Annotated in this window: 13 protein-coding genes; 8 read left to right on the forward strand and 5 right to left on the reverse strand. The window is 63.8% G+C overall.

All coding sequences use genetic code 11. The annotated features are described in order from the left end of the window. Positions 1 to 911: 911 nt before the first annotated feature. Positions 912 to 1,658, reverse strand: a complete 747-nt coding sequence (locus ABIE08_RS23470) for a FadR/GntR family transcriptional regulator (protein WP_354554562.1) — start codon at positions 1,656 to 1,658, stop codon at positions 912 to 914. A 415-nt stretch (positions 1,659 to 2,073) separates the two neighbouring features. Here ABIE08_RS23470 and ABIE08_RS23475 point away from each other — a divergent pair, with 415 nt between their 5' ends. From ABIE08_RS23475 to ABIE08_RS23505, 7 genes are all read left to right on the forward strand, one after another. Next, positions 2,074 to 3,351, forward strand: coding sequence for an extracellular solute-binding protein (locus ABIE08_RS23475; protein ID WP_354554564.1), 1,278 nt, complete (start codon positions 2,074 to 2,076; stop codon positions 3,349 to 3,351). Positions 3,352 to 3,426: 75 nt separating this feature from the next. Next, positions 3,427 to 4,299 (forward strand): carbohydrate ABC transporter permease, encoded by an 873-nt coding sequence (locus ABIE08_RS23480; RefSeq protein WP_266335074.1) that lies wholly within the window; start codon positions 3,427 to 3,429, stop codon positions 4,297 to 4,299. Next, positions 4,296 to 5,129 carry a carbohydrate ABC transporter permease gene (locus tag ABIE08_RS23485; protein ID WP_354554566.1) on the forward strand — a complete coding sequence of 278 codons (834 nt, stop codon included), beginning with the start codon at positions 4,296 to 4,298 and terminating at the stop codon, positions 5,127 to 5,129. The genes ABIE08_RS23480 and ABIE08_RS23485 overlap by 4 nt, the downstream gene beginning before the upstream one ends. 91 nt (positions 5,130 to 5,220) lie before the next feature. Further along, entirely contained in the window at positions 5,221 to 6,744 is a 1,524-nt protein-coding gene (locus ABIE08_RS23490) for an alpha-N-arabinofuranosidase (protein WP_436409602.1), read from the forward strand. A 174-nt stretch (positions 6,745 to 6,918) separates the two neighbouring features. After that, positions 6,919 to 7,662, forward strand: coding sequence for a heme ABC transporter permease (locus ABIE08_RS23495; RefSeq protein ID WP_354554569.1), 744 nt, complete (start codon positions 6,919 to 6,921; stop codon positions 7,660 to 7,662). Further along, a complete protein-coding gene (gene ccmD, locus ABIE08_RS23500) occupies positions 7,659 to 7,859 on the forward strand; it encodes a heme exporter protein CcmD (RefSeq protein WP_354554571.1) in 201 nt (66 codons plus the stop codon). Before ABIE08_RS23495 ends, ccmD begins: the two co-directional genes overlap by 4 nt. After that, positions 7,856 to 8,437, forward strand: a complete 582-nt coding sequence (locus ABIE08_RS23505) for a DsbE family thiol:disulfide interchange protein (RefSeq protein ID WP_354554572.1) — start codon at positions 7,856 to 7,858, stop codon at positions 8,435 to 8,437. The genes ccmD and ABIE08_RS23505 overlap by 4 nt, the downstream gene beginning before the upstream one ends. 50 nt (positions 8,438 to 8,487) lie before the next feature. Here the strand turns inward: ABIE08_RS23505 and ABIE08_RS23510 are convergent, their stop codons facing one another. From ABIE08_RS23510 to ABIE08_RS23525, 4 genes are all read right to left on the reverse strand, one after another. Next, positions 8,488 to 9,465, reverse strand: a complete 978-nt coding sequence (locus tag ABIE08_RS23510; protein ID WP_354554574.1) for a sugar-binding transcriptional regulator — start codon at positions 9,463 to 9,465, stop codon at positions 8,488 to 8,490. Positions 9,466 to 9,517: 52 nt separating this feature from the next. After that, positions 9,518 to 11,215 (reverse strand): ABC transporter permease, encoded by a 1,698-nt coding sequence (locus tag ABIE08_RS23515; protein WP_354554575.1) that lies wholly within the window; start codon positions 11,213 to 11,215, stop codon positions 9,518 to 9,520. Further along, positions 11,212 to 12,300: an ABC transporter ATP-binding protein gene (locus ABIE08_RS23520; RefSeq protein ID WP_354554577.1), complete on the reverse strand. Its 1,089-nt coding sequence runs from the start codon at positions 12,298 to 12,300 to the stop codon at positions 11,212 to 11,214. Before ABIE08_RS23520 ends, ABIE08_RS23515 begins: the two co-directional genes overlap by 4 nt. Before the next feature lie 108 nt (positions 12,301 to 12,408). Next, positions 12,409 to 13,422, reverse strand: a complete 1,014-nt coding sequence (locus tag ABIE08_RS23525) for an extracellular solute-binding protein (protein WP_354554579.1) — start codon at positions 13,420 to 13,422, stop codon at positions 12,409 to 12,411. 142 nt (positions 13,423 to 13,564) lie between these two features. Between ABIE08_RS23525 and ABIE08_RS23530 the strand changes: the two genes are divergently transcribed. Next, complete coding sequence (locus ABIE08_RS23530; RefSeq protein WP_354554580.1) at positions 13,565 to 14,341, forward strand: inositol monophosphatase family protein; 777 nt, start codon at positions 13,565 to 13,567, stop codon at positions 14,339 to 14,341. Positions 14,342 to 14,692: the final 351 nt, after the last annotated feature.

The raw sequence follows: 14,692 nt of genomic DNA on the forward strand, positions 1-14,692 counted from the left end.
GTCGCTGCCAGGCCTGCAAAGCACAGAAAATCAAACCCTTCGAGACACTCAATCTTCTCTCTACGATGACAAACACACAAAACCCCGCCGCGCGACAACATCGCCGGCGGGGTTTTGGCGTTCTAGGAACAGGAAAAGGGAAATGGAGGAGCTAGGTAAGTCAAGGCTCGAAGCTCAGCATCAGACCTGCAGCGTCAAAGTGCCAAACCAGACCGCCGGACAAACAGTCCAGGGTCCAAAGCGCGAGCGGCAGAACTGCCAGCGAAAAAGCCATTCGCGATGCCGACGCGGCGGCCGAGCCGACCTCCAGCCCAAGCCCAAACCGCACCGCCGGACAAACAGTCCAGGGACATAGGCGGAGGCCGAGCCGCATAACCGCCGGCGCGTGCGCCAAGCAGCCGGAAATCCCTCTCCCAGCGCAGTCCGTCGAGAAGAACTCGGATGGCTATTCATCCCTGCGGGTTGAATAACAGCGCAAGCGACCGCGGGTGCCGGGGGGGCCTGTCGTGACACGCGACAAAGCGCCTCGATCGGATCCGCATTCCACAAGGCTGGATGATCCAGGCCGAATGCAGCGCGCTCATCCGAGCTGACGCGAACCCTTCATCGCTCAGGCCCAGCCCTCCGCCCTTCTGCAGACTTTTGCAAATACGTCTTTGGCTCAAGCCACGCCACCGACCACCCCATCGACCCGGTGTTACAACAAAACCGGATGATCGATGCTGGAGCCAACTGGGGCCGCACCAAAGGCGCAAAAACCTCGTTCAAGCCGCAGGATCGAATCCACGCAGCGCATATTGTTCCAGTGTCGGGACTGGGGCATCCCGCTCCCAGCGATGAGCTTTATGCCACAGGCCTTGCGACCCACCGTGTGGTGCCCGAAAGAGCCGTGATCAAATCCCGACGGCGCATCACGCGGCGTCGACGGTCAGTGGCAGCATGCGTTCGCGCGAGGCGGCGAGCAGGCGGGTCATCGCATCCGCGGCTTCCTTCGGCCGGCGCGCGAGGATCGCCGTCCGCACCGCGTCATGCAGCGCGATGTCCTCGTTGGGCTGCGCCGCGTGCTGCTGCAGCATTTCCGAGGAGACCCGCAGTGCCGACTTGACCGCGCTGCCGATGGTGACGAACAGGCCGTTATGCGAAGCGTTGATCACGGCCAGATGGAAGCCGAGCGCCGATTCGGACGTCGCCTTGATCGGCAGCTTCTGCTCATAGGCCGCCACGAGTTCGTGAAAGTAGTGTTCGATCTTGGCGAGGTCATCCGCCGTGCCGTCGCGCGCGGCCAGGAAGGACGCGCGCGGCTCGAAGCAGAGGCGCATCTCAAAAATGTCCTCGACGATCTTGTTGTCGAACTGCGCCTGCAGGCGCCAGGCCAGGACGTCGCGATCGAGCAGGTTCCATTCGGCGAAAGGCAGCACGCGGGTGCCGATCTTGGGTGAAACCTCGATCAGCCGCTTGCCCGCCAGGCTCTTCACCGCCTCGCGAATCGTCGTCCGGCTGACGCCATAGGTCTGGCAAAGCTCGCTCTCGATCGGCAGGGCCGTTCCGGGCACGAATTCGCCGGAGACGATCCGGACGCCAATATGATTGGCGACCTGCGCGCTCATCGTCCCAACCGGTAGAAGCTCGCGCTCCAGCATCACACCCTCTCCCGCCAAGTGCCATCCCTTTACGCGGTTTTTCGCGGCTAGGCCAAGTCCTCGCTGCCAATCCCGGGCGAGGGGTGGTTCGGGATGTGCGTCCGGCGACGAGCCGATTGACAAACCCCGAGATCAAAACCATGATCGACGTATATGATAATACCATTGAGGCCACCTTGGGGAGGGGGCTCAGCGGGAAATCGTATGGGAGGCCGACGCCGAATGCTCTTTCGGCAAGGACGGACCGCCCCCAATCGGGCCATCGCGCAGCGCGCGCCGAGACGGGCGGAGCAGGCAAGGGCCGGGATTGCCGGCCAGCGCCAGGACAGGAAATGCGGTCGCTCCTGGGGGCGACATCCAAGAAGAATGGTCGCCGGAGGACGGGTCTTGTTGGGAGATCCGAAGTGCGACAGCAAAGTGGAGGAATCGGGATATGCGGAAGTTTATGACGAAGGCGCTCGCCACGGCGGCGTTGCTGGCCCTGACGGTCGGCGCGCAGGCGAAGGAGACGGTTGTCTGGTGGGACTTCCTGTCGGGCGGCGACGGCGTCCGGATGAAGTCGCTGATCGACGAATTCAACAAGTCGAACCCGGACATCGAGATCCAGGCGACGACGCTCGAATGGGGCGTTCCGTTCTACACCAAGGTCCAGACTTCGGCTGCCGTCGGCGAAGGCCCCGACGTCATGACCTATCACCTGTCGCGCCTGCCGCTCGGCGTCGATTCGGGCGTACTGCGCGAAATCACGCCGGACGAACTCAAGGCGGCCGGCATTGACGGCGCCAATTACGCCCCGGCGAACTGGAAGGCGGCCCAAGTCGACGGCAAGCAGTATGCGATCCCGTTCGACATCCATTCGATCGTGCTGTTCTACAACAAGGACGCGCTGAAGAAGGCCGACCTCCTGGGCGAGGACGGCAAGCCGAAGGGCTTGGATGGCATCGAGAACTTCGACGCTGCGCTGAAGAAGCTCAAGGATGCTGGCTATGACTACGGCATGTCCTTCCAGACGGCCGGCGACGGCGGTGTCTGGCGCGTCTTCTATTCGCTCTTCAATCAGCAGGGCGGCGAGTTCTTCAAGGACGGCAAATTCCTCGACGGCGACAATGTCGACAAGGCAGCCAAGGCGGCCGGCGCGATGGCCAAGTGGGTCTCGGACGGCGTCGTGCCGAAGCAGACCGACTACAATCCGTCGATCGCCCTCTTCACGTCCGGCAAGGCCGCGACCCTGATGAACGGCGTCTGGGAAGTCCCGACGATGGCCGACCTCGCCAAGCAGGGCAAGCTCGGCTTCGAGTGGGGCGCGGTCCAGATTCCGACCCTGTTCGACAAGCCGGCCACCTGGGCGGACTCGCACGCCTTCGCCATTCCGGACCGCAAGGGCAAGGAAATCTCGCCGGAGAAGCTGAAGGCTGTCCTGACCGCGATCAAGTGGATGAACGAGCACTCGATCAGCTGGGCGAATGCCGGTCACATCCCGGCCTATGTCCCGGTGACCCAGACCGAGGCGTTCAAGACGATGGAGCCGAACGCGACCTATTCGACGCTGGCCGCCACCGCCGTGTTCGATCCGACCAGCAAGCTCGCTGGCGTCGCCTCGCCGGTCTATGAGGCCTCCGCCAACAACATCACCACCGTGGTGAATGGCGACATGGAGCCCCAAGCAGGCGCCGAGGGCCTGCGTGACGAACTGCAGGGACTTCAGGACTAGTCCTGAACTATCGACGCTTCACGACCCGGCCGGTTCGCCGGCCGGGTCACCCGCCTTGAAGCCTGGAAGCCTCCCATGCACACCAAATCACGCGATAACTGGGTCGCGGCGGCCTTTGTCGCCCCCTTCGTCATCGCCTATCTCGTCCTGTTCCTTTACCCGACCGTTCGGATGGTGATCCTCACCTTCACCGACGCGCCGCTGATCGGCGCCGGGAAATGGATCGGCTTCAAGAACTATCAGAGGCTCTTCAACGACAAGGCCTATCTCAGCGCTGTCTGGAATACGGGCTATTTCGTTCTGCTGACGGTTATCCCGAACACGCTGCTCGGCCTCGTCTTCGCGATGATGGTCAATCGGCAGAAGGGCTATGTCCAGAGCTTCATCCTGGCGGCGTTCTTTCTTCCCTACATCCTCCCGGTCTCGGTCGTGTACCGCATTTGGGAATGGATGATGGACTACCAGTTCGGCATTGCTCAGCACGCGCTCGACGCGTTCTATGGCGAGCGGGTTGCGGTCTTCCGCAACAAGATCTGGGCCATGCCGATGATGGCCTTCGTGACGATCTGGTGGACGATCGGTTTCAACGTGCTGCTGTTCATCGCCGGACTGCGCAACATTTCGCAGGACATGTATGACGCTTCGGCGCTCGATGGCGCCAAACGCTGGAAGCAGTTCCGCTACATCACCTGGCCCCTGATCTGGCCGGTGACCGCCCTCGTGCTGACGATCCAGCTGATCCTGCAGCTCAAGATCTTCGACCAGATCTACCTGCTGACACTGGGCGGCAACGTCAACAACACGATGGTGCTGGTTCAGTACATCTACAAGCAGGCGTTCCAGCTCAATAAAGGCGGCTATGGCGCGACGGTTGCGTTCTCCCTGTTCGCGATCATCGTCGTGGTGTCCGTGTTGCAGTACCAGGCTCTGAGGGCGAGACCGCGATGAATCTTCTCAAGATCGATTTCGCCGGACGCCTGATCACGCTGATCACGCTCGCCATCGCCATCGTCTGGGCGTTCCCTCTTTACTGGGCGGTCATAACGACGTTGAAGCCCGAATTCGAGGTGGCGCAGCCGGGGCTCAACCTGCTGCCGAAAACCTGGACGCTCGGCGCCTATACCCATGTGCTGACGACGACCAAGATCGGCCAGTGGTACGTCAACTCCGTTGTCGTCGCGGTGTCGGTGACCGTGCTTGTCGTCATGATGGGTGCGCTCTGTGGCTATGCACTGTCGCAGCTGAGGTTCCGCGGCCGGACGGCGCTGTGGTTCACCGTGCTGGCGAGCTTCATGGTGCCGATCCAGGCCCTGATCGTCACGCATTTCGTGCTGATGAGCCAGCTCGGCCTGATCAATTCGTGGCTCGGCATCGTCCTGCCGCAGCTGATCGTTCCCGTTGTCGTCATCGTCTACAAACAGTTCTTCGACAGCGTGCCGAAGGATTTTCGCGAAGCCGCTCGCGTGGATGGCGCCAACGAGTTCGACATCTTCTTCCGCATCTACCTGCCGATGAACTGGGGCGTCACGACCGCGCTGGCGATCATCACCTTCATCGGCGCCTGGAACGCCTTTCTCTGGCCGTTCCTCGTCTCGACCGCGGACGACACGATGACGGTCACGGTCGGCATCACGATGGTGAAGGAAAACTTCGGCGTCCAATACGCCCGAAACCTCGCCGCCGCCGTGCTCGCCGCGCTGCCCGTCGCCATCGCCTACCTGGTTTTCCAGAGGCGCGTGACCCAGGCGATCATGCTTTCCGCCGGCATCAAGGGTTGATGCCGGACCCTTCAACCTCCGCCGCGACCGGGCCCCGGAACGGGATCGCGGCGGTTTCCTTCACGACCAAGCCGAGAGCTTCCATCCCATGTTGAACGCCAAACTTATCGTTGACCGCGACTTCGTCGTATCCGAACTCGACCGACGCATCTTCGGCACCTTCGTCGAGCATATGGGTCGCTGCGTTTATGGCGGCATTTATGAGCCGGGCCATGCCACTGCCGACGAGGACGGTTTCCGCGGCGACGTGCTGGAGCTCACCCGCGAGCTCGGCACGACGATCATCCGCTATCCCGGCGGCAATTTCCTGTCCGGCTACAATTGGGAAGACGGCGTCGGCCCGGCCGACAAGCGCCCCGTCCGCCGCGACCTCGCCTGGTTCTCGACCGAGACGAATCAGTTCGGCACCAACGAATTCATGAAATGGTCGAAGAAGGCCAATATCGAGCCGATGTTCGGCGTCAATCTCGGCACCAAGGGCGCCGACGAGGCGCGCCAGTTCCTCGAATATTGCAACCATGAAGGCGGCTCGGCGCTGTCGGACCTTCGCAAGGAGCATGGTTACGAGAAGCCGCACGACATCAAGTTCTGGTGCCTCGGCAACGAGATGGATGGTCCCTGGCAGATCTGCCACAAGACCGCGGAAGAATATGGCCGCGTCGCGCTCGAGACCGCCAAAGTGATGCGCTGGGTCGATCCGACCATCCAGCTCGCCGCCTGCGGCTCGTCGCACCGCAACATGCCGACCTATGGCTCCTGGGAATACCAGGTCCTCGATCATTGCTATGACGAGGTCGATTTCATCTCGCTGCACACCTACTTCAACAACCATGCAGATTCCGCCGCCGAATATTTCGGCGTCATCGAGCTGCTGGATGCGTTCATCAAGGAAGTCGCGGCGATCTGCGACGCGGTCGGCGCCAAGCGCCGCTCGCACAAGAAGATCATGCTGTCGCTCGACGAATGGAACGTCTGGTACAAGACGCACAAGATCGAGAACATGCGCGTTCCCGGCTGGCCGGAAGCTCCGCCGCTGATCGAGGAAGTCTACAATACCGAGGACGCGCTGATCGTCGGCGGCGCCCTGATCGCGATGCTCAACAATGCCGACCGCGTCAAGGTCGCCTGCCTGGCGCAGCTGGTCAACGTCATCGGCCCGATCATGACCGAGACCGGCGGCGACGCCTGGCGTCAGACGATCTTCCATCCCTTCGCGCTCGCCTCGAAGCACGGCCATGGCCGCGTCCTGCGCAGCGTCGCGGAATCGGATTCCTACAGCGCCAAGACCTTCCCGGAGATCCCGTATCTCTATGCGACCGTCATCGACAACCCGGCCGATGGCACGACGACGGTGATCGCGCTCAACCGCAGCCTGACGGATTCGATGGAAGTCGAGGTCGAACTGCGCGGCCTCGGCGCCGATCGCGAGCTGGTGCACGCGACCGAGCTGCATCATTCGAACCTCAAGGCCGTCAATACCAAGGAAGCGCCGAACACCGTCGCGCCCAAGGCCAACAAGGACGTGACGATCAACGGCGAGCGGATGACCGTCCGCCTGAAGCCGGCCTCGTTCAACGTCATCACCACCAAGGCGACGCCGGCCGGCAACGCCTGAGTCTGGCTTCCTCCCGAACGCCCAACTGCGCCCGCATCCTCACCGATGCGGGCGTTCTTTTTTCCTCGCCGGCGTCTTGTCCGATCGCCTGGGGAGGGTATCGATGTCGCAAGAAATCGTTCCGGCCCAATCGGTCGCGTTGCGAAAACGGCCCGGCGACCCTATGACATCGGCATGGCCATCATTGATCTCGCCAATCCGACGCGCTTCATGTCGCTGACCGATCGCCTCCTGCCCTGGCTTTGGGGCGCGACGGTGCTCGTGCTTGGCACGGGTCTCTATCTGGGCCTGTTCGTCGCGCCCGCCGACAATCTGCAGGGCGAGACCTACCGCATCATTTTCATCCACGTTCCGGCCGCCTGGCTCGCCATGTTCGGCTACGGCATGATGGCGGCCGCCGCGCTTGGTACGCTGATCTGGCGCCACCCGCTTGCCGATGTCGCGGCGAAGGCGACCGCACCGGTCGGCGCCGCCTTCACGCTGATGGCGCTGATCACCGGTTCGCTCTGGGGCAAGCCGATGTGGGGCACCTGGTGGGAGTGGGATGCCCGCATGACCTCGGTGCTGATCCTGTTCCTGATGTATCTCGGCCTGATCGCGCTCTGGAACGCAATCGAGGATCCGATCAAGGGCGGCCGCGTCGCCGCCGTGCTGATCCTCGTCGGCTCGGTCAATCTGCCGATCATCAAGTTTTCCGTCGATTGGTGGAACACGCTGCACCAGCCGGCCAGCGTGTTCCGGATGAGCGGTTCGACGATCGATCCGAGCATGCTCTATCCGCTGCTGATCTCGGCCGTCGGCGCGACGCTGCTTTTCCTCAGCCTCAGCCTGATGGCGATGCGCAACGAGATCCTGCGCCGGCGCATCCGCGCGCTGCGCCTCGTCGCTGCGGCAAGTCCGGTGGGAGCCGCGGCATGATCGAGTCCCTCGGGCCGCATTCCGGCTTCATCCTCGCGGCCTATGCGGCCAGCGTGATCATCGTGCTCGCCGTGCTGGGCTGGATCCTGGCCGATGGCATGCTTCTGCGCCGGCAGATGCGGGATCTCGAGGCGCGCGGCATCCGTCGGCGCTCCGCTCGCAAGGCGGCCACCGCGAACGCCAAAGCCTCGTCATGACCTCAACCGAGGTGAAGCCCGCGCGCTCGCTCGGACGACGGCTTGCCATTGCCGCGCCGATCGCCGCCTTTGCGGCGCTTGCCGTGATCTTCGTCATCCGGCTGGAGCAGGGCGGCGACCCGTCGCTGATCCCCTCGGCGCTGATCGGTCGCGCCGCACCGGCCACTGTCCTGCCACCACTGGAAGGGCTCGACCGTCCCGGTATCGATACCGCCGATCTCGCCGGCAAGGTCACGCTGGTGAACATTTGGGCGTCGTGGTGCGTGCCGTGCCGCGAGGAACATCCGATCCTCGAAAAGCTGGCCACCGACGGCCGGATCAACCTGGTCGGCATCAACTACAAGGACAAGCCGGCCAATGCGCGCGGCTTTCTTGGCCAGATGGGCAATCCCTATGCCGCCGTCGGCGTCGACGAAAAGGGCCGCAGTTCCATCGACTGGGGCGTCTATGGCGTGCCCGAAACCTTCCTGGTCGGCCGCGACGGCAAGATCCGCTTCAAGTTCGTGGGGCCGCTCAGCGATGAGAGCCTGTCCTCCGTGCTGATGCCGGAGATCGAAAAGGCGCTGGCCGCGTCCTGATCGGCGCGCCTTGCTTGCCTCGCTCTCTCCTGTCGTGACGACGGAGGCGATCAGCTGGTCGCGGCGTTTCCAAGCTCGACGATGCCGGCTGCCGTCGGCAGATCCGTGAAGAGGTGGGTGGCATAGCCACCTTGCAGCGCGGCCGCCATGCCGACGATCTTCTCGGCGCCGCTGGAAACCAGGATGCCGGTTGAAAGCCCCCGGATCTTGTCCGGCGTCAGGCCGATCATCCGCTCGTCCAGGCGGCCGGGCAGGTGGTTGCCCGCCTTGTCGATGAAGCGGCTGCAGATCAGGCCAACCGCGCCGCGCGCCCGATAGTCGGCGAGATCCTCAGGCCCGGCGATCCCGCTGGTCACGATATGGCTGTCGATCTCGCAGGAGCCGACGGCGAACAGCGCCTTGTTGATGTGATCGAGCTCGCAGAGCTGGGCGGCGATGACGCTTTCCCGCTGCAAGGCTTCTGCCATCGCCGCGCTGGAGACGATCGCCGGCACATGCAGGTTGACGCATCGGCCGCCAAAGGCGGCGGCGATGCGCGAGGCGCAGCTTTCGGAATCGAAGCCATAGGGCGAATTGACCGCGCCGACCATCTGCACGACCGTCAGGTCGGGGACGGCCCGCCGGGTGACATGCTCCGACAGCGTGAAGACGGTCTGGCCCCAGGCCACGCCGAGCGTATCGCCGGGCTCCAGCAGATCGGGCAGGCAGCGCGCCGCAAGAAGGGCTGCCCGCTCCAGCGAGAACGTGTCGCCGGGCGCGATCTGCACATCCGCCAGGCCGTAGCGCTCCTGGAGCGTGCGGGCATAGCGGTGGCGGGCAAAGCTCTTGGGGTCGAGCCGCACCTCTACGATGTCCCGTTCGCGCGCCTGCTGCAGATAGCCGACGATCGAGCTGCGTGAGACGCCGAGCGTTTCGGCGATCTCGCTCTGGTTCCGGTCTTCGTAATAATAGAGCCAGGCCGCCTCGAGGATCAGATCGTCCGGAAGCCGCGGCGTGCGCCCGGTCGGCTGCGTCTTTTTCGGTGGCAAGGCTGGCTTCCTTCAGCGCGGTTCGTCGCCCGAGTATGCCCGACAGGATCGGTCAAACCAGGGCCTCCTCGTTCTTCCCCATGAATGTGAAGAGAACAAGAAGCGGCAGGAAGGTCAGCAGGATGAGGACGCTGCCCAGAGCCGAGGCGACGCCGAAATTGCCGTTCACCACCTCGTTGAAGATCTCGATGCTGACGGTCGCGGTCGAGCCCGATTGTAGGATCAGCGTGGCGCTCAATTCGCGGATCGTGTTCGACCAGGTCAGCAGCACGCCGGAAAGGATCGCCATCGAGAGCAGCGGCACCGTCACCTTGACGAAGGTCATTGCCGGCCCGGCGCCGAGATTGACCGACGCTTCCTCGGTATCGCGCGACAATTGCTGCAGCGAGCTGGCGGAAGAGCGCACCGAGAAGGGCAGGCGACGGATGAAATAGGCCATGATCAGGATCAGCGCCGTGCCCGTCAGGGCGAAGGGCGGATGATGGTAGGTCACGACCAGGCCGACGCCGAGCACGATGCCGGGCACCGCATAGGAGAACATCACGATGGTGTCGAGCAGCGCCCCGATCCGTCCCGGCCGACGGACGATGATATAGGCGATGAGCGTGCCGACCACGGCGCAGGCGAGCGTCGCCGTGCTGGTGAACAGGATCGTGTTCCATAGCGGGCGGGAGATCGTCCCCGCGATGCGGCGGTAGTTTTCGAGGCTGAGCTGCGCCGTCAGCACTGGCCCGTTCGCCTTCAGGAACGACGAGACGACGATGTTCACGAGCGGCAGGATGGCGATCGCCATCAAGCTGTAGACATAGGCCGCCGCCGCGAGGCGCTTCGCCGGGGTCGGCTCCTGCATGGTGAGCGGACGGATCGCCGATGTCGCGTGCGAGAACCGCGCCGACAGCCAGCGCTGCAGCAGCAGCGCTCCCGTCGTCACCGCGAGCAGCAGCACGGAAAGCGTGCTCGCCAGCACCGGCTGGCCGCCGAAATCATTGACGAACTCGCCATAGATCAGCAGCGGCAGGACGCGGAACTTCTCGCCGAGGATCAGCGGCGTGCCGAGATCGGTGAAGGCGGCGACGAAGACGAGCAGGCCCGCCGTGGTGATCGACGGCAGAAGGAGGGGCGCGATCACCTTGACGAAGGTGGCGAACTCGCCGGAGCCGAGATTGCGCGCCGCGTCCTCGACGCTCTGGTCGATCGACTTGAGGCCGGAGGAAACCAGCAGGAAGACGAACGGAAAGAACTGCAGCGTGAAGACGAAGATGATGCCGGGGGCGCCATAAATCGACGGCAGCGGAATGCCGTACTCCCCAAAGAACCGCGTCAGCACGCCGCTGCGGCCAAGCAGGATCACCCAGGAATAGGAGCCGATGAAGGGCGGCGACACGAAGGTCAGCACGACGATCGTCTTGATCAGGCTGCGCGCCCAGATGTTGTAGCGGCTGACGAAATAAGCGGCGGGAATGCCGACCAGAAGCGCCAGCGCGGTCGCGCTCAGGCTGACGATGAACGAGTTGATCAGCGAGCGGTAATAATACGGCTCGGAGAAGAACATGGCGTAATTCTCGAAGACGCTCTTCCCCGCCTCCGTGCCGGAAAAGCTGAGGCCGATGATGTTGTAGACCGGCAGCAACAGCAGCAAAGTTGTGATAACGAGGGCGCCCAAGGTGACGAGCGGCCAGAAATCGAACAGACGGCCAATCGCGGCCTGCATCCGGCCGGGCGCGTTTGGCGAGGTCGAGAGCATCGTCATGCGCGTGCCTCGGGCTTGAAGGTACGAACCGCCTGGAGCGGCACATCGAGGCGGAGCTGGCTGCCGGCTTCCGGCATGTCCATGCCGCGCCGCCCCTGCAGCGAGACGGTGATCGGCTTGTCGGCGCCGATCTCGACCAGCAGCTTCACCGTGCCGCCCAGGAACTGGATGTCGGTGACCCTGCCGCCAATGCCGGTCTCCCGCGCGCCTTCGGAGGGGGCGAGATCCATGTCCTGCGGCCGGATCGAGACCAGGCATGGTTGGCCGGCCGCGTCGACGCCGCCCATGCCGCGCACGCGGTGGCCGCCGGGAAGCTCGATCAGGCTGCTGCCATCGGCGTCGCGGGCTATGACCGTTCCCGGCAGCAGATTGTTCTCGCCGATGAAGCCGGCGACGAACAGCGTCTTCGGCTCGGCATAGATCTTGTGGGGCACGTCGAGCTGCTCGATCCGGCCCCGGCTCATCACCGCGATCCGGTCCGACATCAGCAGGGCTTCTTCCTGGTCATGCGTCACATAGATGGTGGTGATGCCGATCTGGCGCTGCAGGCTGCGGATCTCGCTCCGGAGATGGATGCGCATTTCGGTGTCGAGATTGGAGAGCGGCTCGTCCATCAGCAGGACGTCCGGCTGGATGACCATGGCGCGCGCCAGCACGACGCGCTGCTGCTGGCCGCCCGAGAGTTCGCGCGGCCGCCGATGGGCGAGATGGTCGAGCCGTACCAGCTCGAGCATGCGCCTCACCTCGCGATCAATCTCGGCCTTGCCGCGCCGCCGGGCGCGCAGCCCGTAGGCGACGTTGTCGAAGACGGTAAGATGCGGAAAGATCGCGTAGTTCTGGAACACCATGCCGGTATTGCGCTGATGCGGCGGCACGTCGTCGATGATTTTGCCGTCGAAGCGGATGTTGCCGGATGTCTGGCGCATGAAGCCGGCCACCATCCGCAGCAGGGTCGTCTTGCCGCAGCCGCTGGAGCCGAGCAGCGTGAAGAACTCGCCCTTGGCAATGTCGAAGCTGACATTGTCGACGGCGATCGAGTCGCCGAAGCGCTTGGTGACGGAATCGATCGAGACGGAGGTTGTCATCTTCGCGCATCCTGATTGCGTGAGCGGCCGCATCCCGCGCGCGGTGCGCGCGAGCTGGAATCGGAGAAGTTGCGGCGGACCGGCGACGCGGCCCGCCCTCTCGCGGCGTTATTGGGTCTTGACGATGATCTTCTGCATCCGGGCCAGGATGTCGCCGCGTTCGGCGCTCGCCCAGTCGCTGTCATAGTCGATGATCTTGATCTCGCTCAGCGGCTTCATCCGGGGATGGTTCTGCACGCCCTGGCGCGTCGGGCGACGGCCGGGGAAATGCTCGACCAGCTTCCGCTGCGCTTCCTCGGAGAGGATATAGTCGGCGAACAGCTTGGCGGCGTTCGGATTGGGCGGGCCCTTGACGATGAACATGCCTTCCGGCTGCGCCAGCGTGCCGTCTTCGGGATAGATGATGTCGGCGGTGTTGGCGAGAACGTAGTTGAACGCCGCCTCCTCATAGGTGACGCCGATCGGATATTCGCCGCGCCCGACCTGCTGGAAGACGAGGCTCGATTTCAGCACGATGTTGGTGTTGGCCGTCATCGCCTCGACAAGCTTCCAGGCCTCGTCGCCGCGGCCATAGATCATCAGCCAGGTGTTGAGCGCCGCCAGCGACGAGCTCGACTTGGACGGGTCGGCATGGACGATCTTGCCCTGCCATTTCGGGTCGGCCAGATCGCTCCACTTCTTCGGCGCGTCTTCGGGCTTCACTTGCTCGCGATTGGCCATCAGCACCATCAGGCTGGCGGCGAAGGGCGTGTTGTAGCCCTTCTTGTCGATCATCGCCGGCTCGATATGGGCGAGCTCGGGCGACTGATATGCTTCGAACAGTTCGGGGGCCGAGGCGCCCGTATCGGCGAAGCCGCCCCAGAGCACGTCGGAGCCGGGCCGGTCCTTTTCGGCGCGGATGCGGTTCAGCAGTTCGCCCGTGCCCGCCTTCACCGTCGTGACCTGGATGCCGTATTTCTTGCCGAATTCCTGGGTGAAGTAGTCCACCATTTCGGAAGGATGGGACGCGTAAACGACCAGTTCCTTTTCGGGCTCGCCACTGGCGGCCATCGCGCCTGCCGTGCTCGCAAGGAACGCCACGCCCGCCGCGGTGACCGCCTTATTCCAGATTGCCGATGTCATTTCGTCCTCCCAGACCAATGAGCCGGCAAAGGGCCGGCCGTGCCGGATCTCCGCCCGGCAAAGCAATCCTACCGGCTCATTGACACATGTCAAATCATGGTGACATTTGTTTGTCGAATTAAACGCGGGAGCCAAGGCGACGATGCGGGACCAATTGATTGAGCTAGCCGAGGCGGCGGGACGGATCGGGCTCTCCTATTTTCGCGGCGCCGGGGCCGAGCCGGGCGTCGAGGAGAAGGGCCATCTCGACCTCGTCACCCAGGCCGATCGGGAGGTCGAGGCATATCTGTTCGCCGAGTTGCAGCGCCTGTTCCCGGAGGACGGCATTTGCGGCGAGGAAGGTTCGGTCCTCCGCCCGGATGCGCCGCGGCAATGGGTGCTCGATCCGATCGACGGCACGTTCAACTTCGTTCGCGGCATGGACCCCTGGGCGGTTTCGATCGGCCTGTTCGAGAATGGCGCGCCGGTTTTCGGCGTGATCCATGCCCCGGCAAGGGGGGAGACGCTATCCGGGGGGCGCGATGTCGAGGTGCTGTTGAACGGCCAGCCCCTGCCGCCTTTGCCGCGGCTCGATCGCAGCCGTGGCGTGATCGCCGTCGGGTTCAGCACGGATACGCCGCTCGACAAGGAACTTGCCGCGATCCGGGGGATCGTCGGCGATCTCAAGATGACCTATCGCCATTGCGGCTCGACGACCGCTGCCTTTCTGATGCTGGCGGCGGGGCAGGTGGATGCCTGCCTCGGCTTTGGGGTGCGGAGCTGGGATGTGATGGCCGCCCTGCCGGTGATCGAGCGGCTGGGCGGCGTGTCGACGATCGACTGGAGCGTCTCCGATTTGATGCATAAGTTCGACTACGTGGCGGGCTCGCCCGAGGCGGTGGCGCTGGCGCGGCCGCTCCTTGATTGGCGCCCTGCCTGAACGAATCGTCGCCAAAGCCCGAAGCGGCCGTTTTGGGCCGCTTCGGGCTTTCTTTCTCTCTCTCTCTCTCTCTCTCTCTCTCTCTCTCTCTCGCCGGCCGCGCTGCCGCACGGCGCAAAGAACGCGTTCCGGTCCTGGCTTGCGAACGACGAACTTCGGCGGCCGACACGGTCGCGGGCTCCGCGCCGGATCAACTCTTAACGAACGTTAATCTTTTCAGTTGCTTAGCTGTACCCGGCGGGATCCCTAGGTTTCCCGTGGATCTGGCCGTGCCTTGTCCACAGGCGGCATTGCGGCTTTCGGAATGTGTTTCGGAAGGTTCGGATTTGGGTTGACGGTTGTTGGGTTGGG

Source organism: Kaistia defluvii, assembly GCF_040548815.1.
GTDB lineage: Bacteria > Pseudomonadota > Alphaproteobacteria > Rhizobiales > Kaistiaceae > Kaistia > Kaistia defluvii_A.